This window comes from Psychrobacter sp. PSi21, assembly GCF_054960615.1.
Genome location: NZ_JBHNYR010000026.1, coordinates 1 through 20,549 on the forward strand (window position 1 = coordinate 1; position 20,549 = coordinate 20,549).

A 20,549-nucleotide genomic window follows, 5' to 3' on the forward strand; every position below is an offset into this window, starting at 1 on the left:
CAGCCCCGCGCTTTTTTGTGTTTGGCTGTCTTGTATCGTCGCTATTGCACCAGCAACGAAATCGGCACGCTATTACTGCTATTAATCGTTCGACTGCCGCTACTGATTGAGCGTTGTGAAACTTCCCCAATCGTTACCCATTGTCCGCGTGGCACAATGATCGTGCTGTTTAGACTTTGCGCTTGGATAGCATGATTAGTCGGGCTCATTTGGTGATAAGGAGAGTTGGACTTTACTAACTGCTCCTCCACTTGGGAGAGCCTTACCTCGACTTGTCCGCTGGGCAATAATCTTGGCGTAACGGCGATACCTTGAGTGGTTGGCAGCAATACTTGATTTTGAATGATAATTTGTCTTGAGGGTTGATGGTAGCTTGGGTGAATGTTGGCATTGTAGGTTTGGGTCAGCGAATATAGCGTGCCAGTACTGATACTCGCCGCGCTGCCAGATAACGTTTGTACCTGATATAAATTATTGCTTTGCTGCTGGCTGTGACGCTGATTGATAATACCTGACCCTTGGATACCGCGATTGGTAATGATGATCTGCCCTTGGCGTATCTCACTTTGCCTATCACTATCACTTCCGACACGGACAGCGACCGTAAGCGCTTGCGGTTGACGGTCAATCTGACTGAGTAGCTGCTGTATCATTTGATAGTTGCGCGGTGTGGTTCGCAGTACCAGCTTGTCTTGGTATACGCTGGCTGTACCGCCGTCAGTGCTATTGTTAAGTTGTTGCCTAACCGCAGGCAGTAGCGCTGAGCCGCCGTAAGTGTCGATCACATAGGTTTGTGCGCTACTTGCTTGTACTGTGAGTGGCAGGACAACCAGACTAAGGGCAAACGCTGGAAAACCTATTTTTTTGGCGCTATTGACCGCAAAGATAGTAGCAGCCAATATATGCTTTATATTATCGTTCATATGATTCACCTGCGTCCCTCGTCTTTTTCACACCATTATCAATGCCTGCTAATCATTCAAGCCCAGCACATCCTGCATATTATATTGTCCGACTGCTTGCTCGGTCACCCATGTTGCAGCGCGGACGGCACCCGCGGCAAACGTCATGCGTTCGCGGGCGCGGTGGGTGATCTCGACCACTTCACCATCAGCGATAAACATCACGGTATGATCGCCCACGATCTCACCGCCACGTACCGCATGGATACCGATGGTGCCTGATTCACGCTCGCCTGTCTGTCCTTCACGTCCATAGATGGCGACGTCTTTTAGGTTCTGTCCGCGTGCTTCTGCGACGGCTTCGGCCATCATATAGGCAGTGCCAGACGGGGCATCGATTTTGTGCTTATGATGCGCTTCGATGATCTCCACATCAGCATCATTGCCAAATGCTTTGGCAGCCATGTCAAGTAGCTTTAGTGATAGATTAACGCCAGTTGAATAATTGCCCGCGTAGACGATGGCGATTTTTTCACTTGAGTCTGTAAGCACTTGCGCTTGCGCCTCATTAAATCCTGTCGTACCAATCACCATCGCGACATTATGCGCGGCGCAAACTTGCATGTTTTGTTCGGTGGCATCAGGCAAACTGAAATCAATCAGCACATCGATATCGTTGATCACAGACTCTAGATCATCAACGATCTGCACGTCCAAACGTCCGATAGCGGCCACTTCTCCTGCATCCGCACCCACCAGACTAGACCCTTGGCGCTCAATCGCCGCATTTAGCGTAGTCTGAGGGTTGTTCTGTACCGCTTCGATAAGCATACGACCCATGCGGCCGCCTGCACCGATGACACCAACGTTAATGGTTTGTTCTTTTGTTTGTTGACTCATATCTCTACCTTACATATTTTATATTTGGCGGGGTTATTTTTGACTGTTCTTTAGCGTCAGTTTAGCAAATATCAACGCTCAATGGTTTTTATACACCCATAAAAAAGCCCAAAGGTTTCACGTGAAACTTTTGGGCTTACTTTGACTATAATGGCCTAAAGGTCACCATTTTAGTCAAACAAATCACCAATCTTTGCAAAGAAAGATTTTTTGTGTGGTGACTGCTGGTGCTTGCTGTCATCATCCAAGGTATCTTGGAATTGACGTAACAGATCTTTTTGCTCACGAGTGAGATTCACGGGGGTTTCGATCACTACGCGGCAGATCAAATCCCCTTTCATGGTGGTACGTACTGGGGTTACGCCTTTACCGCGTACGCGTAGCAGCTTGCCACTTTGTGTGCCCTCGGCCACTTTGATTTTGACTTTGCCATCTAAGGTTGGGATCTCAACTTCTTTACCAAGTGCGGCATCGGTGATGCTCACTGGCACATCCATATAAAGGTCGGCCCCTTGACGCGTAAAGACGTTGTGCGGTGCCACGCGGACTTCGACATACAAATCGCCGTTTTGCACGCCAGCGCCGCCTGCTTCACCCTCACCTGCCAAGCGTACACGGTCGCCATCATCAACGCCTGCTGGGATGGATACTTCAAGGGTGCGCGATTTTTCTTTGACGCCGCTACCATGACAGTCAGAGCATGGGTTTTTGATTTGTTTACCTGAGCCGCCGCAATGTGGGCAGGTTTGCTGCACGGCAAAAAAGCCTTGCTGCATACGCACTTGGCCTTGACCATGACAGGTCTGGCAGGTCACGATGTCTGAGGCGTCTTTTGCGCCTTTACCATCACAGGTATCACAAGGCGCAGGCGCGGTAAAGCTGATTTCTTTTTTGCAGCCGCGTATCGCTTCTTCTAATGTCAGCTCAATGACGTAGCGCAAATCAGAACCGCGACGCGCACGTCCACCGCCACCACCGCGTGACTGACCAAAGATGTCACCAAAGTTGCCAAAGATGTCGCCAAAGATGTCTTGGAAGTTACCTGCGCCTGCGCCGCCGAAGCCGCCACCGCCCATACCATTTTCAAAGGCAGCATGGCCCATGCGATCATAAGCAGAGCGTTTTTCAGCGTCACTGAGCACTTCATAAGCCATCGACGCTTCTTTAAATTTGTCTTCCGCCTCAGGATCATCAGAATTACGATCTGGATGGTATTTCATCGCCAGCTTACGATAGGCTCGTTTGATCTCTTTTTCATCGGCGGTTTTGCTGACGCCTAATACTTCGTAAAAATCGCGCTTACTCATGGACTCTCCTGTTGTCATGACAGTGCGCTTGCAGTTGTGCGTATACGGCTGCTTTGGGTTCTCTGTTTAAGAGACAGACTTGTATGTTTCATGTGAAACAACAGTCGTCCTGACTCAAATATGAGATAACATCCGCAGCAGCCATAGCCACAACAGCGATGGCACTGTCTAACCAGATCAATTAATAAAAGTTTGCGCTATTAATGGTGATGGTCATCTGATTTATCAAGCACTTTACAGATGAAATTCGTCTCACAATATTCGGTAGTGAGTTCAGTGCCGAATGTTGTTGGGTTATAGCAAGTTTACATAACATTTTCATACCTTTTTGCCAATAAGCCATGCTAGTATTCAGCACTACAATAATACCCAAAAAACTTGCCCCATCACCCTGATATCAGCAAAGGTGTCAATATGAAAAAGCTGTTCTCCCTGCTTGTATTACTGCTTGTCGCAGCAGTCGTGGTTTATGCAGGATCGCCATACTATAGTGCTTATCAGCTCAAACAGGCTTATGATGCCAAAGATGGGACAGCCATTGCAGCAACCATCGACTATGCGCAGCTACGCCCCAACTTGACTGAACAGCTGACGGGTAAGTTTGCCAATACCATGACCTATTATCCTTTGGTGTCGCAGCTTGGCGGTGAGCCTCTGACCAAAGCTGCCAATGCTTTTATCGCCACAGCAGTAGATGGCGCAGTCACCAGTGACAATATCGAGCAGCTGATCACCACCCAAGGTCAGGCCAATAAAGCAACCAAGGAGCTGGCAGCAGCGTGGGCCATCGCCAGCAATCAAGTCGATCTACAAAATCTGATTCGCGAAATGATCACCCAGCGCGGTGATGTCGAGGCAGTGGTCAAGCAGCAGGTTGAGCAGATGATGACCAAACAAGCTGCGCAGTTAGAGCAGCAAGCGGCTCAAGGCAATGATAGCGAAAAGCCAACATTGAGCTACTGCGGTATCAATTGCTTTACCATCAGTGGACAAGTGAAAAGCTATCCCGTCACCATTGAAATGCAGCGCCAAGGCTTGATCGAATGGAAGATTGTTAATGTGGTGCTGCCATAAAGCCATGCCTCAGCGCCTATTCTTAACTTAAAAAACCGCCGTATCATCATGACTGATACGGCGGTTTTTTTGGTTTTGGCTGATTAAAATGTTCAATAATGCAGGCTTTGACTATTAGAACTTATAGTTGACACCAACATAAACGGAGCGGCCTGCACCCGGAACGGCAGTACCCCAGTTGGACTGTCCGCCCACCTCGCGATTCATGCCCATCGTTGCGCCCTGTCCCATATAGCTGCCGCCAAGTGGTAAGGCATACTGTTTGTCCAAAACATTGTCGATACCTGCTTCAACACGAATGTCCTGCCACTCATAACCAGTGCTTAAGTTTAACAAGCCATAGCCTGCCGTTTCGATTTCGTTACGTGGTGCCGAAACGTGTGTTTTTGCGGCCACCCCAACGACTTCAATCTCATTGCGCCAGCCTTGATAGTCATGCTGCAAGGCAATACTGCCATTTAGCGGCATGACATTGTACAAGTCAGAACCGCTGTCTTTATTTTTGCCTTTGGTATAGCTGAGCGTGCCCGCGACGCGCCAGTCGCCCCATGCCGTTGAGGCCAGATCGTGATCGGCGCTGAGGTCTATACCGTAGATGCGCGCATCTTGATTGGTATAGCGCAGCACGTTGTACTGATCACTGGTTTGGGTCATGGCAGGGGCGTTCATCATGGTATTCCACTGCACGGCGTCCACATAATCCTCAATATCTGAGTAATAAGGGGTGGCTTGCACACGCCAGCGGTCATCATGACCTTGCCAATTAAAGGTGGCCGATAGGGTATTAGACTGCTCTGGACGCAAGTTTGGGTCACCAAAGTAGCCGTTACCATCGCCCACGGTATTGTTCATGATGGCTGCCATCGGCCACGTTGACCATGTATAGCGCTCATACAAGCTGGGCGTCCGCTCTTTGTGCGCCAGTCCCATCTCAATGGATTTGTGCGCATCGATTCTATAGCGCGCCAGCGCCGTCACATCAAGGTTGTTGTCTGTTGTGCTACGGTCACTGTTATTAAAGACGCGGCTGTCGCGTATTTGGTTGTTCATTTTATTCTGGCCACCGATCTGATAGCCATGCACCTCATCGGCGCTGGTACGGACATTTTCATAGCGCGCTCCCAGCTGCGTTGACCACTGCGGTGAGATCGTTTTGTCCCATTCACCATAAACCCCTAGACGCTGGCGCTGGCCGTTATTGATGTTTTGGAACGCATTTGGCCCCATCATGCCGTCACCTGAGGCGGGCCATATGTCATCAAGGGTATAGTCTTGATATTCAGCGCCCACATTAACACTGCTATCAGATGTCAAAACGATGTTGCCTTTTAGGTTAAGGCCCAGCGTGTCACTGTCGGTATACATGGGCATGCCAGGTGCTGTACCGTATTGAAACTGTTTGTCCTCGCCAAAGTTCATATAGTGATCGACATCTTCATGATACATCTGCGCTTCAATATCACCCCAACTCATGGCACCTTCATAGCGTAGATTCAGGCGATCTAACTGATTATCGAGCATGTCCATACGCTGGTTTGGGTACAGCTCTTTTGGGACGCGCTGCCACAGGTAAGTGCCTTGTAGCAAATGAGCGTCATTTTGGTAAGCGAGGCTTATGGATTGATTGCGAGTTTTAAAGGCCGTTGACCCCACCTCATCTTTTGGTAATTGCTTGCCATTATTGCCAGTGGCGGTATAAGACTTAAAGTCGCCGCCTGCTTTATAGTTGTCAGACTTAGCAATGCTGCCTGTATACGTCAGACTAAGCGCGTCATTGGCTACGGTAGAGGTCAGATTGGCACCATAAGCATCGCCATTACTGCGATAAAATGCGCCAACCTCCCCCGTTGAGATGACGTGCTCGTCCTCAGAAAAAATTGGCTCGGCACTTTCAACCACAATACTACCGCCAATGCTGTTGCCGCCAACACTAACAGGGGTAACGCCTCTATACACAATCGCCTTGTCCACCGCGCTGGGCGCGATATAAGACAGCGGTGAGTTCATACTGTTTGGGCACGACGCAATGGCATCTACGCCATCAACCAAAACCCGCAAACGGTTGTCTGCCAAGCCTCGGATCACAGGTAGGTTTGAGATACCGCCTGCAGCTTGCGTGTTAACGCCCGGTATTTTGGATAAAATCGTAGCGGTATCGCTGGTAGCGGCCTGACTGCGCTCAACCTCATCTTCGCTCAGCGCTATCGATGTTTTTGAGGCAGCGCTGGCATAGACAGTGATGGTTGGTAGGGTGACAGTTGGCATGGTGTTGTCTGTTGTTTCTGTCAGCGGCTGAGCATAGCTGCTGGTGATTTGAAACAGTGCCAATGCCAAAACGCTCAATTTTGCCGCAGGCGCGGCATGGGTATATATCGGTGACATCTTATTTCCCTTTACTTTTTTAGAAGTGATAACCATAGGTAATACGTTTACAAGTCATAGTGGTGATACGCCTATTTTGGATATAGCGGTGCTTGATAGGCCAATTTGTGGCCTATGTGGGTACGGCCAGCAGGCGTGCTGCGCCGTGGCTATGCGTATCAATAACAACAAAAAACCTCATATCTGCGCGTCATAAACACAGCCACAAACCACCCGTGACAGCAGTCACGCGCAGCCGCGTGATGCACAGTCTTATGTGCATAAAATCAGTGGTGCTGGGGCTCATTATGAATCGCGAGGGTATGACGTATTACGGTTGCGGCGGGGCGCGGGAAAAAGGTCTGAGATAAGCAGCAGCGTTACTTGCCACTTGAGGATGCCGTAAAGCGGCCAAAATAGGCGCTGACTCGACGAAGAGCGCTGCAGTAGGAATAATGCCTACTGGCACGATAACCGCAGACATGGCGGCGCAGATATCACAACTGCTGTGATGTCCGCTGCTAGTATCCGCGCTATCAGTCGTGGTAGCGTCTACATGGGAATGCGCCGAGATGGCCGCTGCTGCGGAATGCAGATCAGATGGCATTGCCAGCGCCATGCCATGATCGCTGCCATGAACACCATTATGGTGATGCTCATGTCCAGCCATCTGCATGGTGGCGTTGGCATCTGCCTGATGATGCTGTGCGGCTGACACCACAGGTGCCAGCTCAATACAGATCCCATGACCCAAGTCTGCCTGATCGCTCCATAAAGGCGCGAGTAGCGGCGTGACATGTAATAGCCACGCCGCGCAGGCCAGCAGCATACCCACCCACATTTTCGTAGGCGAGAGCAGTGACGCATATCGAACGGTTTTGGAAGGATGGATGTTCATAAATTGATCATCACAGTGGAAAAGTGATAAAAATATCGACTGGCACATCACTGCAACAGGTCGATACCATTATCGCGGCGGTATTGAAACATACCAGAAAGGTAATGAAACACCATTCTATGATAAGGGGCTTTTACTCACAAGTACCGCGCCTCATCATTTGCAACTTTATTTTAAGGGACAGTTAATAAAAAACCGCCTTATCCACTGTGTGATAAGGCGGTTGTGCTATCAGTTAGGCGACTGGCTGATATGACTTATTCGATACCCAAGAACGCTAAAAACTCAGGACTCTCAAAACTGGCTTGATATAGCGCGCCATCTTCGCGATAGATCGCAGGGGTTGCCATCACCGCCAGACCTGCGGCGGTATTGCGATTGGGCGTTATCGGATCAGTTTGGCAATTGGCAGGCGCAGGTGTCATTTTACCCGTTAGCATCGCGGCATCCAGCGCTTTTCGGCGGGCGTTGTCGTCTGCCTGACACCAAATACCGCGCATCTGCTCGGGCGACTGCTCATAGATGGGATAACCAATCATATTTACCGTCACTCCTTGACGATTAAGACGCGCAACTTGCTGATGAAACAAACGACAATAAGGGCAGTTGACGTCTGTCGCCACATAAACCACGGCTTTTTCGCGTGTGGTCGCAGGATAGCTGATCAGCTGGCTTTCATCCAAGTCGGCAAACACCGATTGGTTTTTGCGCTGCTCAAAGTTGGTATCCAGCCCCATAAACTGACCATTCTCAATCACCGATATCTCGCCATCAGTCAGATATCGTCCGTCATCAGACAACAAAAACGGCACCCCTTCTAGTGTTGCACTCCAGATGACACCCGGTACGGCGGTATAAAAGAACGGTGTTTTAGCGCTCATATTTTTGAGCGCCCGCGTATTGGCGAGCAGTGCAGATTTGAGCGCGGGGCTGACAGGTTTGCCTATTTGACTACCATTATTAGCACTATTACTACGCGCTTGTATTTCTGTAACCACTTGTTTGCTTGGATTCTTTTGTAACTCCCCTTGAATGACATAGCGACCGTCTTCGGTGATGTGCAGCGGCGGCTGACCAACCAAGTCGACCTGATACATATTGGGCAGTTTAGAATGGCTGATACCAGCAATCTGTGTTTTGATGCCTGTCTCGGTCAGTACGCGGCGCAAATGCGCCTCGGTCGCCGCGTCCACACCTGCGCTATCAGCAGACGCGCGCGCAGCCTGTTGATTGTTTTGAGCAGAAGCGCTTGGGCTACTTCGGGTCGACTGCATCGCGGTAGGCTGAGCGCAGGCGCTAGTCGCGCAGATCATGAGTGCAAGCAGGCTGGTAGCGGGATTGATATGTCGCATCAACGTTATGTCCTATCTAAGTACTCTTTATATCGAGCGCATTTGTCATGATATACCTTCTTTATTGAGTATATACCTATCATCATCCTTGGAGATAAACACACTATATAAAAAAGTAGATTAATCGTGATGCTGACTGTAGCATATTGGCGGCTCAGAGTAAGCGCGAATGGCCATATTTTGCAAAACGGCTACTCACATTAAGATACGAGCAACAGCAGCACTTCAAACGTGTGTCGTCGCTGATGCGTACCAACCAATAAAAACGCGCCTTGAGAATCAAGACGCGTTTGGGATCAAGCTTGGTTGTTATGATGGCTTAGAACTGCGCCACTTCTTCAGGGGTCAAAAAGCGGCTGTCGCCTTTATCAAGGCCTTCTAAAGTGATATCGCCGATACTGGCACGATGTAGCTCAACCACTTTATTGCCAAAATAGCCCATCATGCGTTTGACCTGATGGTACTTGCCCTGCTCTAGTGTCAGACGGGCGTGTGTCTCATCAATAAACTCAAGCGTCGCAGGTTTGGTCTTTTCATAATCACCATCGAGTAAGATACCGTTGGCCACTTGTTTGACCGCATCGGCTTGCGCCTCTGCATCCATGGGGTCTGCTACGGTCAGCTCATAGACTTTGGGATGCTCATGCTTGGGACTGGTCACGCGGTGCAACCAGCTGCCATCATCACTGATGATCAGCGCGCCTGTGGTATCGACATCGAGCCTGCCAGCAATACGCAAGCTGCCCAGCTCTGGTACAGCGATCAGCTCTGTGACGATGGGATATTCTTTGGCCTTTAGGGTACACTCAAAGCCTTCAGGCTTGTGCAATAAAATATAGCGGTTGCCTGTCGCGACAGATAGTGGCTCGCCTGCCCACAGGATGTCGTCATTAACGATATCCACGTGAAACCCTGGATCTTTGATGACTTCGTCATTTACGGTGACTTCGCTGGCATGTAAAATTCTTTTGGATTCTTTACGTGACAATTCGGTCGCTTTACTAATAAATTTATCTAAACGCATGCTATTTGCTACCATCAGTTGTTATAGTTGTGGGTGATAAGACGATCACTGCGCCGCACCATCGACCACAGTCATTTATGCTTCAGTTTAGCATATCCTAACCCAGACCCTGATGAAATATGAGCTATCAAACCTTACAGCACCCTGTTACTGCCCGCCTTGAGATTAAAAAATCTGAGTTTATCACTTATGCCTATCCTGTCGACTCACGTGAGGCGGCAATGTTTCACGTGGAACAACTGCGTCACAAATACCCTGACGCGCGGCATTTTTGCTTGGCATACATCATTGGTGATCCCAATAATACTACCAGTGCAGGCTTCGATGATGATGGTGAGCCAAACGGCACCGCAGGCAGGCCGATACTCAACGTCTTGCAACACAAGGCCATCGGCAATGTGCTGGTGGTGGTGGTACGTTACTTTGGCGGGATAAAACTGGGCGCTGGCGGTCTGACCCGCGCTTATGCAGGCTCAGCACAAGCGGCGGTGGATATGATGACGCTGGCGGACTTTGTACCGCAAGCGACGATAGTGATTGAGGCAGGCTTTGCCACCGAAGCGCAGTGCCGCTATGTGGTCGAGAGCTTACAAGGCCATATTGATGATGTGGCTTATAGCCATCAGGTACACTTGACTGTCACGCTGGCAGCTGAGCACGTTGCCGAGTTAAAAGAGCGGCTGGCAATGGATGGTCGGGTGATGGATAACGAGGATTGAATATCCACTGGTGACTACCTTTACTTAATGGCTTACCCAGCCGTTCATTAAAGCACATTGGCACAAGCGATTAGTCTTAGTATCATGCCCCACGTTCATTAACATTGCTCGCGTCCATCATGCGGCGTTGATGTTGACTGGCAAATCATGGCCGTATACGACGTGCAAGTTGATCAATGCGCTGTGTCACGTTTTTTACACAGTAGCGCGCAAAAATTGGCGTACCCTATACACCTGCTTTCTTATTTTTTGCCCTATTTGATTCTGATACCCTCTTATGACTACTTTTACTTATACCGAATTTAAACCGCCCTTTTGGCTGTCCAATGCCCATCTACAAACCATCCTACCGAGATTCATCGCCGCCAAAGCGCCCGCCTATCGCCGTGAACTGCTCAAAGACTCACTCGATGAGAGTGAGATCGCTTATGACTTTTATGATGCCGACGAGACAAAGACAGCGCAAGACAGCTACCAAAAACCGCTCGTCGTGTTGTTTCATGGGATGGAGGGTAGCAGCGACAGCCACTACGCCCGCACCTTAGCCCATGTGGTTCATCAAAAAGACTGGCACTTTGTGGTGGTGCATTTTCGCAGCTGCGGCGGCGTGCCTGTCAAAGGCGATGTGTTTTATCAAGCGGGCGATACCATCGAGCTTGAGCATGCGCTGCAATATCTCAATAAGCACTATCAAACGGTGTATAGCATCGGTGTGTCTTTGGGCGGTAATGCCTTGGCAAAGTATATGAGCGAGTATGGCGATAACGCCTTATGTGAAGCTGCCGTGGTCGCCTCTGCGCCTGTCGATCTGATCTCCTCCTCACAAGCGATGGAGCGCTTTTTGGGTCGCCGTATTTATACGCCCTATTTACTCAATCCTATCGTGAGTAAAGCCATCAAGAACAACTTGACCGAAAAAGAAATCACCGCCATTAAGGCCACCCGCCGCATCAGTGAGTTCGATGATCTGTTTACCGCGCCGCGTCATGGCTTTCGCTCCAAAAACGACTATTACTATCAGTCCTCTGCCTTGCCGCATCTGATCCACATCACCAAGCCAACGTTGATCATCAGTGCCAAAGACGATCCGTTTTTGGGTGCGACTGCCACCCAAGGCGATGTGTCCGAGCACGTAACGCTGATCGAAACCTCTCATGGCGGTCATATCGGTTTTATCAGTTATAAAAACCGTAAGTTTGATTTGAATTGGTTGCCCGATACTGCGCTGGCGTTTTTTGAGACGGCGGGTGGTTGAGGGTAGATCGTTAACAATCAATTCAGCATCGCTCAGCTTAAACACTATCTATCCGATTTATAAGGCATGGTCATTAGCATGCTCGCTGACATCCACAAAATATCAGTGAGCACGCTAGTGGGACTTTACAGTTGTTTCTTTAATCACATATTTGAACGGTATTTTGGAACGGCACACCGCTACTTGCCAAATAAAGCAGATAAAAAGACAGGACGATGAGAAAAAAAGCCGCCACTTTTAAAGTAGCAGGATTTTTCTTTAGAAAACCAGCAATAGTGCGACTGATCGGTGAGTCAACCGCTAATAAAAGCGCAAACAGCTGTATAAAAACAGCTTGTAAGAGCTGAAAGTAAAATATTGCTCCACAAGACTGATTTAAGAATCCTAAAATCAATACATCCACTAATATGATAAAAAATAAGAGGACTTTGGCACGATTACTCACTAATTGCTCTTCCTTATATTATGATCTTAAATTGTGAGATCTAAAAAGCCTCAAAGTTTCGAGGCTTAAGTATTTTGTCCTCCTCGCCCCAAACAATCAAGGTTGGAATATCATGCTGAGCAACCATAGCCGCGCGCGACTCGACGTTATCAGTGACGATTTGCTCAAGAATTTGTCCATGTAGCTCACGATTGGCGATACTGTCCTAAGCAAAGACCGCTTGTATGGTTTCGGGTATATAAGGCGGGTAGTATATGACCCGATCATAAAGGGAAAAGTATGCCTCTTTGCTGTCGATCAGCAACCACAAGCTGTGCGTGGTCTTAGGATATCGCGCAGCATAGGCGACAGTGATACTACCACTCATAGAATTGCCACCAACTGGCTATGTCGTCGAATGGATTGAGAGTGATGCGGAGCGTCCGTGGCCGCCGGAAGAGTGATTTGGGTGAAGTTAAAAAGTCATAACTTAGTTTTTCAAACTAGATTATGACTTTTTTTATATCTAAGCATATTTAACCCGAAACTCTTCGACTTTTTGCAATATCTCATCTACTGTCCCTTGTAGCTCTGGACCCATTCGTAGATACTCTTGTTGGCGTTCGTCTTGTAGTAAGGTTACTGTAGCGTAGTAGATGGGCTTATATTTTTCTCTAAGTATTGTATCATTCAGTATATTGTAAGTAGATTCCACCTGTTCTTTTGCTAAAAGCATTAGTAGGTACTCTTGAACATAGTCAAAATGTAGTACTCTATCATGTATATCTTCAATAACTATATTAAAATTAATGAGCGATTTATCATAAATATCGTTCCAAACCTGAAATATTGCTAATAATATTAGTAACTCCTTACTATCTTCTTCCTCTAAAGATTTTTCTATAACTTTCAGCACTTTCATTTTTCTATTACAGATACCTTGTACGTAAGAATAAAATGCTAAATCTTTTACATCTTTACTTTTATATCCTTTGATTTCTATCAAGTCCTCAGCGCGGTCAAATAACTCATCCGATTTTGATAAATCTTCACTTAATACTATTCTTAAGTAAAGTGCAGCCAATATAATATTTCGAACATCGTTACTTTGTGCTTGCCAAAGAGCAACATCAATAGACTTATAAAATAGTCCTTTACTTCTTAGCTCACTAATATAATCTATTATATCACCTATATTTTCATATTCTTTAGAGTCTATTTCGATAGTCTCAGGATATTTTTGTTTAAGCTCTCTAGAGTAATGAGCTTTCAACGTATAAGGTATTTTATTACTAGCTAATAAGGCATTAATATAATCTTGACTCACTATCTCTTTTTGATTTGTTATAAAGCTATCAAACTCATAGAATCTTTCCATTAACTCCTGTTCACTATTCCAGCTTTCCAAAAACCTTGTCAACCATAATACACGGCGTTTATCAAACTGATTCCCATAACGCATTAAATACCAAATATTAAAAAATCGTTCTTTAATAATATAAAGATGGTTCTTAGTACTTGTTTCAATTTTATCGACTATCCATTGCTGCTGTAACTTGACCAACTGCGCTGATACAGTCTTACTTGGCAAGCGTGTTTGTTCTGCGATTTCTTTAGTACTTAGCGCATCCCAGTTCATCGCTATGGTATGAACAATTACCTTTTGCTGACGCGACAAATCATCCATTCGATGCTTATATAAAGGTGTCGTTTTATCTATAGTTTCTTCTAAATAAGCATAACTGCTCTCTTTCGCTCCTTCCATGATAATTTGAAATAGCAAAACAATGGTACGCGGTACACCATCTGTTAAGCGTCTGACCGCTTCAATACGTTCGGGATGCTCAGTAATGATTTCTTCAATCGTTTTAACTGCTTCTTCACCAGTTTGTTTCGCCAAAGAGCGCAGAAGCTCGTGCATTTCTACTTCATTGATGGGTTTTAAATTAACCAATTTAAAAAACTGATAAAAGGGCGCTGCACCATCGAAATGTGCTTCAAGCAATTGACTAGAACCACCAATCAAACGAATCTGTGGATGCAAACTCAGTACTTCACGAAGCTGTGCATGTTCAATCTCGTCAAAATCTTTAAATAACTCTCCTAAATTATCAACGAATACTATTATTTTCTGCCCATTTTTATCTAAATGGCTTTGTATTAAGTCCCAAGCAATTTCGGCACTGTCATCTAAACTTGAGACTTGCTCAAACAGTTCTGTGTATATGTCAACACTGTGCTCTGCAAGCTTTTCAGCAATACGTAGCCAAAAAGTGAATAGTGACAAGATGCCATACTCTTCTTCATTGAGTAGAATAGGAATTAACCAGTTATTTAACTCTTCATCTTCGCCCACTTCATTTGCTAGCCGTGATAGCAGTGTTGTCTTGCCAGCACCACGTACACCTTGGATTAGATAGTGTGTCTCGGGTTTCGCCATCGACCCTCTTTGAATATCTTTCCAAATTCGCTGGTATTCTTTTTTACGTATGCTAAAGCCTGCCTTTAGCAGCTGAGCATCTATGTTTTGCGTGTTATAAAGCAAGACTGAATGGCTTTTTGTATTATTTTCCATAACGAATCCACCAGCGTTTAAGTAGAGGGGATGTGAATTGGTAAGTATTCTCTTCTGAGTGGTATAGGTAGCCTTCATGTTTAAGGCAGGTTAAGACATAACTAGCATTAATATGATCTTTATAGTCCTCATGTTGGCTCAAGTTGAAAATCTCGCTATAAGGCAATGCTTCACTATGATCAGAAACGAGGGTCAATGTTGATTCGGCAAATATCCTTTCTAGCTTTTCTAATCGATTTAAACGTTCACGCCAGTGAGAAAACTTTGTTTTGGTTTCTTGTTCAAACAACTGATCAATACAACTTACAACGTCTCGTTCTTCTAACAACTGATCATCTTCATAGTTATCAAGTATTTCTTCACATACCAGTGCAAGATAGTAAGGCATATTCCACCCTACTTGCTCAATGATAATATTTTTTAAGTTATCACTTAAAACTCGTTCAGATGATTTTTTAAAATAGAAATCTATGAAATTCTTAGCTTCTGAAGCTGATAAGGGAGTGATCGTTGTATGGACAAAGACATTAATCAAATTGCTTAGATTGAGCTTTTTGGCAACGGTATCTAATCCAATAGACCCTGTGAAAATAAAGCGTACTTTTTTATTAAAATCGATATCTTGGCATATCTCTCTAATACCTGATAAGAACTTGATAGCCGCCATTTCACCATGCTGCTTATAAATATTGATAAGCACATCAGGAAACTCATCAATAGCAATTATCAAAGTTATGTCTGTATCGCTCAAACTATCCATTAAAATTTTTCTAATGATGTCTGTATTGATGACACAAGGTTCATTAGTGTTCTTCTTGTCGGCTGCTACTTTCACCCCAAATGCTTCTATCGATAAATCAATATCAAGTTTACTGAACCAGCCTTTTACTTTTGTAGAGACACCAGCCGTATTGGTAACGAACTCTGACTGTGTAATAGATTTCAATAGCTTTCTATAAAATTCTTGCTCATCTGTACAGTCTTGGACGTAGCTATAAATGAGAGCGTAGCCTTCTTTAGGATTATCCTTTAGATGGTGTATTAGTGAAGACTTACCCACTCGTCTTGGGGCAAGCAGCAACAAATGATTGCCCTGAGCAAGCTTGCGCCATATTACTCTTTCATCTTTTGGACGTGGAAAGTAGTTGCTGCCATAGACTACGTTACCTACACTCATCTTCGCTCCTTATTATGACTACAGTATTATAGTCATAATATTTAACTACACAACCATAGTCAAATACTTTAACTACAACTTCATAGTCAAAACCCACATCTTCGTTTATCAAATAAACTAAGACTATCTCCTACGCTCTTTCTCCTGTTCTATAGCAGGCGGGTTGACTACGCCTGAATCGATCAAAAGCGTCATTAAAATTAGCGTCTTGTTTACTTACCACTCTAGTAAAGATGACACGCGTGTTCTCATTTATAATATGCGCTTTTATCATCAACTGCAGACCTCTTAAATGGCGCAAAAGGACAGACATTGAGCGACACCAGTATTGCCACTGATAAACAGCGTGACCTCACCCAAGGATCGATTGCCAAAACGATGCTCCTATTCGCCTTGCCAACGCTTGGCTCATCTGCCCTGCAGTCATTAAATGGGTCGATCAATGCCATCTGGGTAGGCAGGTTTTTAGGTGAAGAAGCCTTGGCAGCAACCGCGAACGGCAACATTTTGATGTTTATCCTGATCTCTTTCGTATTCGGTTTTGGGATGGCGTCGACTATTTTGATTGGTCAAGCCATGGGCCGCCGTGACAATGATATGGTCAAAAGAACCATGGGAACAGCGCTCGGCAGCATTATTCCGATCAGTATATTGGTATCGGCAGGCGGATGGATACTTGCGCCAATGCTACTTGACCTGCTGGGTACGCCGCCAAGCGCTGTTGACCTTGCGTTGAGCTATCTGCAGATGATTTTTGTGGCGATGCCCGTCACCCTCACATTTACGCTGATCATGATGGCTCTGCGCGGGACAGGCGATTCGACCACGCCGCTTTGGTTTATCATTATCTCAGTGGTTTTTGATGTGATTTTGACACCGACCCTGATTTTGGGTCTAGGGCCTTTTCCTGAGTGGGGTATATTTGGCGCGGCCTTGGCAACCGCTACCGCAAACACGCTCGCACTTATTGGCATGGTGATCACCATGTATCTGCGCGGCTCTGTATTGACGCTCAGTATGCCAGAGCTGCGCTTTTTGCGCGCAGACCGAGCAATCCTCAAGTCAATGTTTTCAAAAGGGTTACCGATGGGTCTGCAAATGATCGTGATCTCTTCAGCGGCGCTGACGATGCTGTCACTGATAAACCGCGAGGGTGTGCAGACGACAGCCGCTTATAGCGCAACTCAGCAGCTTTGGACATACGTGCAGATGCCTGCGATGGCGCTCAGTGCCGCGGCCAGTGCGATGGTCGCACAGAATATCGGTGCCAACCAATGGAGCAGAGTCTCAGACATTACGCGCTGGGGACTCATTTTTAACGTGATATTGACAGGATGTATCATCGGGATACTGACGTTTTTTGATGGCACTATTTTGGGCTTTTTTCTGGGCAGTGATAGCGACGCGTTACCAATTGGGGAACACATTCAGTTAATGGCGACATGGGGCTTTATCTTTTTTGGGATCGCGCAAGTGCTGTTCGGCACCATGCGGGCGAACGGTTATGTGATTTGGCCGCTGGTTGTCATGGCGATTTCGATGTATCCGGTGCGTCTTGGGTTTGCGTTTGGGCTGTATCCACTACTTGGAGAAGATGCACTTTGGCTATCATTCCCAGCAGGCATGATAGCGACGGCTGTAATGGGGGCAGGCCTGTATCTGCATGGCGGATGGCGTCAGGGTAAAAACTTACCAGCAGAAGAGGCGGCACAAGAGACTGAGGGCTATCGCGCGCATGTAGGAACTTGTGCGTCGTGTCGTGATGCTGCACCGACGACATCGTGGCCGCGACTAAAGGAAGGGGCACGCTGATGAAATTTCACTATGCACGGCATACCAATAATTTGGACATCCTTATTGATTTTTATCAGAACATCATTGGACTAGAAAAGCTGGGCGGCTTCAAAGACCATAATGGTTACGATGGTATTTTTGACAATGATATTATCACGACTAAGTCTTATGATATTCTCAGGAACTCATAAAACTGTCGTCTACTCTCTGCCATATTTATTTATCACGCACCTCAAGACTGGCACTGCCATCTCTTTAAATAGCAGTGCAAAAAACATTACCCAATCTGAACCAGTGCTTGCCTTTTGGATACGTTGTCGACATACGCAGCCAAATGTGTGGGCAACGTATCCACCGCGCCCTGCATCACTGCCCAACTGAGCATCGCTACCATATATAAATCTGCGGTGCTAAATTTATCATCACACAGATATGCTTTTTGGCTGAGTGTTTCCTCAAGTACCGCTAGAGCATCATCCAAGCTACCAAATCCAAGCGCCTTATTGGCATCAGCCGATTCTGTGCGATGGATCAGATCAAACGCAACCATCAGCGCAGGCTCAAGCACATTACATGCCCAAAACAACCAGCGATAATAAATACCTCTTTGCACACTGCCCACAGCAGGAGCAAGACCAGCACTGGGATAAGTATCTGCTAGATACGTGCAAATAGCGACCACTTCCGTGATGACCGTGTCACTGTTGGTTTGATCCTGTGCTTCGCTTTGATGCACCACCAAAGCGGGTATCTTGCCCATCGGATTGATAGCAAGATATTGTGGTGATTTAATGTCCTCATATTCGATAAATTGTGTGTCATAGCAGATATCACTACCGGCTGCGCATTCATTGAGCATCCACTGTACAATACGACCACGTGAATAGACATTGGTAAAAAACGTTAACTGACTCATATCACTCTTCCTTTATACATAAGTTTATGTTCTTTAGTACGAGGCTTAGTATAGAGCGGAGTTGTGTCGGTTTTTGTCAGTAGGGTATACGCTTTTCAATGACAGTTATTGAGAGGGTATGTTCAGCTCGCGCTTCCATCGTTTAAAGAGATAGGCACGACTTGGCGTATAGGTTTGTTCAATGATGGCAATATCCGCCATTCTGTCTATCCTAAAATGACGAAAGCCTTGTCGGTACTCACACCATGCGGCACATATCTGCATACTGCCAAAAAACCCTATTGCTAGTGGATAGATGACTCGCTGTGATAGTGCGCCTTTTGCATCCAAATAGCTAAGACTTACTTTGTATTCTTGGTTGATCGCTTGACGTATGGTATGCGCGTGCTGGGCGTCATGCTCGTTATAGTCATGATGCGTAGCAATCATGAGCGGCGCATCGATCAATGTGTCTTGTAAGTCGTCAGGTATCACCGCTTTGATCTTGGCATAAACTTGGTCACTGACATCTATCAAAGACGCGTCACCATGGCGTTTGACCCAGCGAAGTCCAAGCACGATGGCGTATACTTCGTCCAAGGTAAAATTGAGCGGCGGCAAATGACTGTCTGAATGCAGTACATAACCCATACCCGCTTCGCCTACAATATCTGCCCCTTGATCGCGCAAAGTATTGATATCTCTATATATGGTGCGCGTCGTCACTGCCAGTCTTTCTGCTAATGTGTTGGCACTAACAGGCTGTCGACAGGCACGTAACAGTTGTAACAGCTCAAGCAGTCGTAGAGACCTTGTCATTAAAATTTGCCTATATTTGTTGTATATGTTTTATATTGAGTTGCCGATATCTGGCACTCTTATCACCGCCCCTCGATACTATTCCGAAACCCTTTATAATCATCAGCCGTCTGCTCTACCGCCTCAACCATCGGCACATGACCCACCTCTGGCATCATCACCATTTTTGCTTGTGGCATCAGGGTTTGCATCAGTTGCCCTGTTTCAGGTTTTAGGATGTTGTCTTTTTCGCCCCAAACGATCAAGGTTGGAATGTCATGCTGGCCGACCATAGCTGCACGCGACTCGACGTTATCAGTGACGATTTGCTCAAGAATATGACTGTGCAAATCATGATTGGCAATACTGTTTTGAGCAAAGACCGCTTGTATGGTTTTGGGTATATAAGGCGGGTGGTACATGACCCTATCATAAAGGGAAAAGTATGCCTCGTTGCTATCGATAAGCAATGGATTATTGGTCAGTGTCGCGTCTTTAAACTCCTCGCGCAGGCCAGCCGACCAAAAACCGCTACTGTCCAGCAGCCACAAGCTGCGCGTGGTCTTGGGATATCGCGCGGCATAGGCGACGGCGATACTACCGCCCATTGAATTACCCCCAACATGAATAGCGTCTGCCATACCTGTTGCTTGTAGTAGCTCATGCAAGCGCCGCGCTTGTGCATCAGCGCGGTAGTCGGCCTGTCTGGGTTTGCTTGAGTCGCCAAATCCCAACAAATCTGGGATCAGTAAATGATACTGCGCCAGCTCTGGCGCAATGGGCGTAAAGTTGTCTTTGTTACCGCCAAAGCCATGAATCAATAATAGTGGCGCACCTGCCTTGTTGCCGCCTTCTAGATAGCTGATGGTATTGCCTGACGCTAAGGTGATACTTTTGCGCTCAAGTTTGGCTTTATGGCGCTCATATTGCACCAGTTTTTGGGTGGCGGTGATGGTCAAGGCATTGGGTGTGGTACAGCCGATCATCACCCCCATCAGTCCTGTCAATAGCGCGGTACGCAGCGCTGATCGGTGCTTGTTTGGCATCACTATTTACTTCTTCTCATCTGTGGTTGTGACTTATTCAAAATAAAA

The 20,549-nt window shown here is 46.6% G+C and carries 18 protein-coding genes; 5 read left to right on the forward strand and 13 right to left on the reverse strand.

What is annotated here, in order from left to right:
* Positions 1-41: 41 nt before the first annotated feature.
* The 3 genes from ACFI32_RS13820 to dnaJ all read right to left on the reverse strand — a co-directional run bounded on the left by ACFI32_RS13820 (position 42) and on the right by dnaJ (position 3,109).
* Entirely contained in the window at positions 42-923 is an 882-nt protein-coding gene (locus tag ACFI32_RS13820) for a hypothetical protein (protein ID WP_462627195.1), read from the reverse strand.
* Positions 924-971: 48 nt separating this feature from the next.
* Positions 972-1,802, reverse strand: a complete 831-nt coding sequence (dapB, locus tag ACFI32_RS13825; RefSeq protein ID WP_462627196.1) for a 4-hydroxy-tetrahydrodipicolinate reductase — start codon at positions 1,800-1,802, stop codon at positions 972-974.
* 170 nt (positions 1,803-1,972) lie between these two features.
* The gene (dnaJ, locus tag ACFI32_RS13830) at positions 1,973-3,109 is read right to left on the reverse strand and encodes a molecular chaperone DnaJ (protein ID WP_462627197.1); all 1,137 of its coding nucleotides are present in this window, start codon (positions 3,107-3,109) and stop codon (positions 1,973-1,975) included.
* A gap of 414 nt (positions 3,110-3,523) precedes the next feature.
* Here dnaJ and ACFI32_RS13835 point away from each other — a divergent pair, with 414 nt between their 5' ends.
* Positions 3,524-4,183: a DUF2939 domain-containing protein gene (locus ACFI32_RS13835; protein WP_462627198.1), complete on the forward strand. Its 660-nt coding sequence runs from the start codon at positions 3,524-3,526 to the stop codon at positions 4,181-4,183.
* 114 nt (positions 4,184-4,297) lie between these two features.
* Here ACFI32_RS13835 and ACFI32_RS13840 read toward each other — a convergent pair whose 3' ends face one another.
* From ACFI32_RS13840 to ACFI32_RS13855, 4 genes are all read right to left on the reverse strand, one after another.
* Positions 4,298-6,565: a TonB-dependent receptor gene (locus ACFI32_RS13840; RefSeq protein WP_462627199.1), complete on the reverse strand. Its 2,268-nt coding sequence runs from the start codon at positions 6,563-6,565 to the stop codon at positions 4,298-4,300.
* A 310-nt stretch (positions 6,566-6,875) separates the two neighbouring features.
* Positions 6,876-7,442, reverse strand: coding sequence for a hypothetical protein (locus tag ACFI32_RS13845; protein ID WP_462627200.1), 567 nt, complete (start codon positions 7,440-7,442; stop codon positions 6,876-6,878).
* Between the two features lie 257 nt (positions 7,443-7,699).
* The gene (locus ACFI32_RS13850) at positions 7,700-8,794 is read right to left on the reverse strand and encodes a disulfide isomerase DsbC N-terminal domain-containing protein (RefSeq protein WP_462627201.1); all 1,095 of its coding nucleotides are present in this window, start codon (positions 8,792-8,794) and stop codon (positions 7,700-7,702) included.
* Positions 8,795-9,113: 319 nt separating this feature from the next.
* Complete coding sequence (locus tag ACFI32_RS13855; protein WP_462627203.1) at positions 9,114-9,818, reverse strand: pseudouridine synthase; 705 nt, start codon at positions 9,816-9,818, stop codon at positions 9,114-9,116.
* A gap of 119 nt (positions 9,819-9,937) precedes the next feature.
* Between ACFI32_RS13855 and ACFI32_RS13860 the strand changes: the two genes are divergently transcribed.
* On the forward strand, positions 9,938-10,537 hold the full coding sequence (locus ACFI32_RS13860; RefSeq protein WP_462627204.1) for a YigZ family protein: 600 nt from the start codon (positions 9,938-9,940) through the stop codon (positions 10,535-10,537).
* A gap of 277 nt (positions 10,538-10,814) precedes the next feature.
* Entirely contained in the window at positions 10,815-11,792 is a 978-nt protein-coding gene (locus ACFI32_RS13865) for a YheT family hydrolase (RefSeq protein WP_462627205.1), read from the forward strand.
* Between the two features lie 139 nt (positions 11,793-11,931).
* Here the strand turns inward: ACFI32_RS13865 and ACFI32_RS13870 are convergent, their stop codons facing one another.
* The 3 genes from ACFI32_RS13870 to ACFI32_RS13880 form a co-directional block, all read right to left on the reverse strand.
* Complete coding sequence (locus ACFI32_RS13870; protein ID WP_462627206.1) at positions 11,932-12,237, reverse strand: hypothetical protein; 306 nt, start codon at positions 12,235-12,237, stop codon at positions 11,932-11,934.
* A gap of 505 nt (positions 12,238-12,742) precedes the next feature.
* Entirely contained in the window at positions 12,743-14,791 is a 2,049-nt protein-coding gene (locus tag ACFI32_RS13875) for a hypothetical protein (RefSeq protein ID WP_462627207.1), read from the reverse strand.
* The gene (locus ACFI32_RS13880; RefSeq protein WP_462627208.1) at positions 14,781-15,968 is read right to left on the reverse strand and encodes an ATP-binding protein; all 1,188 of its coding nucleotides are present in this window, start codon (positions 15,966-15,968) and stop codon (positions 14,781-14,783) included. Before ACFI32_RS13880 ends, ACFI32_RS13875 begins: the two co-directional genes overlap by 11 nt.
* A gap of 312 nt (positions 15,969-16,280) precedes the next feature.
* Here ACFI32_RS13880 and ACFI32_RS13885 point away from each other — a divergent pair, with 312 nt between their 5' ends.
* Together ACFI32_RS13885 and ACFI32_RS13890 are read left to right on the forward strand one after the other, a co-directional pair.
* Positions 16,281-17,780 (forward strand): MATE family efflux transporter, encoded by a 1,500-nt coding sequence (locus ACFI32_RS13885; protein ID WP_462627210.1) that lies wholly within the window; start codon positions 16,281-16,283, stop codon positions 17,778-17,780.
* Complete coding sequence (locus ACFI32_RS13890; RefSeq protein WP_462627211.1) at positions 17,780-17,953, forward strand: hypothetical protein; 174 nt, start codon at positions 17,780-17,782, stop codon at positions 17,951-17,953. Before ACFI32_RS13885 ends, ACFI32_RS13890 begins: the two co-directional genes overlap by 1 nt.
* Before the next feature lie 86 nt (positions 17,954-18,039).
* On the opposite strand, the gene ACFI32_RS13895 is transcribed toward ACFI32_RS13890, so the two are convergent.
* The 3 genes from ACFI32_RS13895 to ACFI32_RS13905 all read right to left on the reverse strand — a co-directional run bounded on the left by ACFI32_RS13895 (position 18,040) and on the right by ACFI32_RS13905 (position 20,501).
* A complete protein-coding gene (locus ACFI32_RS13895; protein WP_462627212.1) occupies positions 18,040-18,678 on the reverse strand; it encodes a glutathione S-transferase family protein in 639 nt (212 codons plus the stop codon).
* 105 nt (positions 18,679-18,783) lie between these two features.
* Entirely contained in the window at positions 18,784-19,476 is a 693-nt protein-coding gene (locus ACFI32_RS13900; RefSeq protein ID WP_462627213.1) for a helix-turn-helix transcriptional regulator, read from the reverse strand.
* 62 nt (positions 19,477-19,538) lie between these two features.
* Positions 19,539-20,501 carry an alpha/beta fold hydrolase gene (locus tag ACFI32_RS13905; RefSeq protein ID WP_462627214.1) on the reverse strand — a complete coding sequence of 321 codons (963 nt, stop codon included), beginning with the start codon at positions 20,499-20,501 and terminating at the stop codon, positions 19,539-19,541.
* Positions 20,502-20,549 lie beyond the last annotated feature (48 nt).

Bases quoted from the DNA above. Each gene is read 5' to 3' on its own strand.
- ACFI32_RS13820 (WP_462627195.1), bottom strand. From the start codon at position 923: ATGAACGATAATATAAAGCATATATTGGCTGCTACTATCTTTGCGGTC.
- dapB (WP_462627196.1), bottom strand. From the start codon at position 1,802: ATGAGTCAACAAACAAAAGAACAAACCATTAACGTTGGTGTCATCGGT.
- dnaJ (WP_462627197.1), bottom strand. From the start codon at position 3,109: ATGAGTAAGCGCGATTTTTACGAAGTATTAGGCGTCAGCAAAACCGCC.
- ACFI32_RS13835 (WP_462627198.1), top strand. From the start codon at position 3,524: ATGAAAAAGCTGTTCTCCCTGCTTGTATTACTGCTTGTCGCAGCAGTC.
- ACFI32_RS13840 (WP_462627199.1), bottom strand. From the start codon at position 6,565: ATGTCACCGATATATACCCATGCCGCGCCTGCGGCAAAATTGAGCGTT.
- ACFI32_RS13845 (WP_462627200.1), bottom strand. From the start codon at position 7,442: ATGAACATCCATCCTTCCAAAACCGTTCGATATGCGTCACTGCTCTCG.
- ACFI32_RS13850 (WP_462627201.1), bottom strand. From the start codon at position 8,794: ATGCGACATATCAATCCCGCTACCAGCCTGCTTGCACTCATGATCTGC.
- ACFI32_RS13855 (WP_462627203.1), bottom strand. From the start codon at position 9,818: ATGCGTTTAGATAAATTTATTAGTAAAGCGACCGAATTGTCACGTAAA.
- ACFI32_RS13860 (WP_462627204.1), top strand. From the start codon at position 9,938: ATGAGCTATCAAACCTTACAGCACCCTGTTACTGCCCGCCTTGAGATT.
- ACFI32_RS13865 (WP_462627205.1), top strand. From the start codon at position 10,815: ATGACTACTTTTACTTATACCGAATTTAAACCGCCCTTTTGGCTGTCC.
- ACFI32_RS13875 (WP_462627207.1), bottom strand. From the start codon at position 14,791: ATGGAAAATAATACAAAAAGCCATTCAGTCTTGCTTTATAACACGCAA.
- ACFI32_RS13880 (WP_462627208.1), bottom strand. From the start codon at position 15,968: ATGAGTGTAGGTAACGTAGTCTATGGCAGCAACTACTTTCCACGTCCA.
- ACFI32_RS13890 (WP_462627211.1), top strand. From the start codon at position 17,780: ATGAAATTTCACTATGCACGGCATACCAATAATTTGGACATCCTTATT.
- ACFI32_RS13895 (WP_462627212.1), bottom strand. From the start codon at position 18,678: ATGAGTCAGTTAACGTTTTTTACCAATGTCTATTCACGTGGTCGTATT.
- ACFI32_RS13900 (WP_462627213.1), bottom strand. From the start codon at position 19,476: ATGACAAGGTCTCTACGACTGCTTGAGCTGTTACAACTGTTACGTGCC.
- ACFI32_RS13905 (WP_462627214.1), bottom strand. From the start codon at position 20,501: ATGCCAAACAAGCACCGATCAGCGCTGCGTACCGCGCTATTGACAGGA.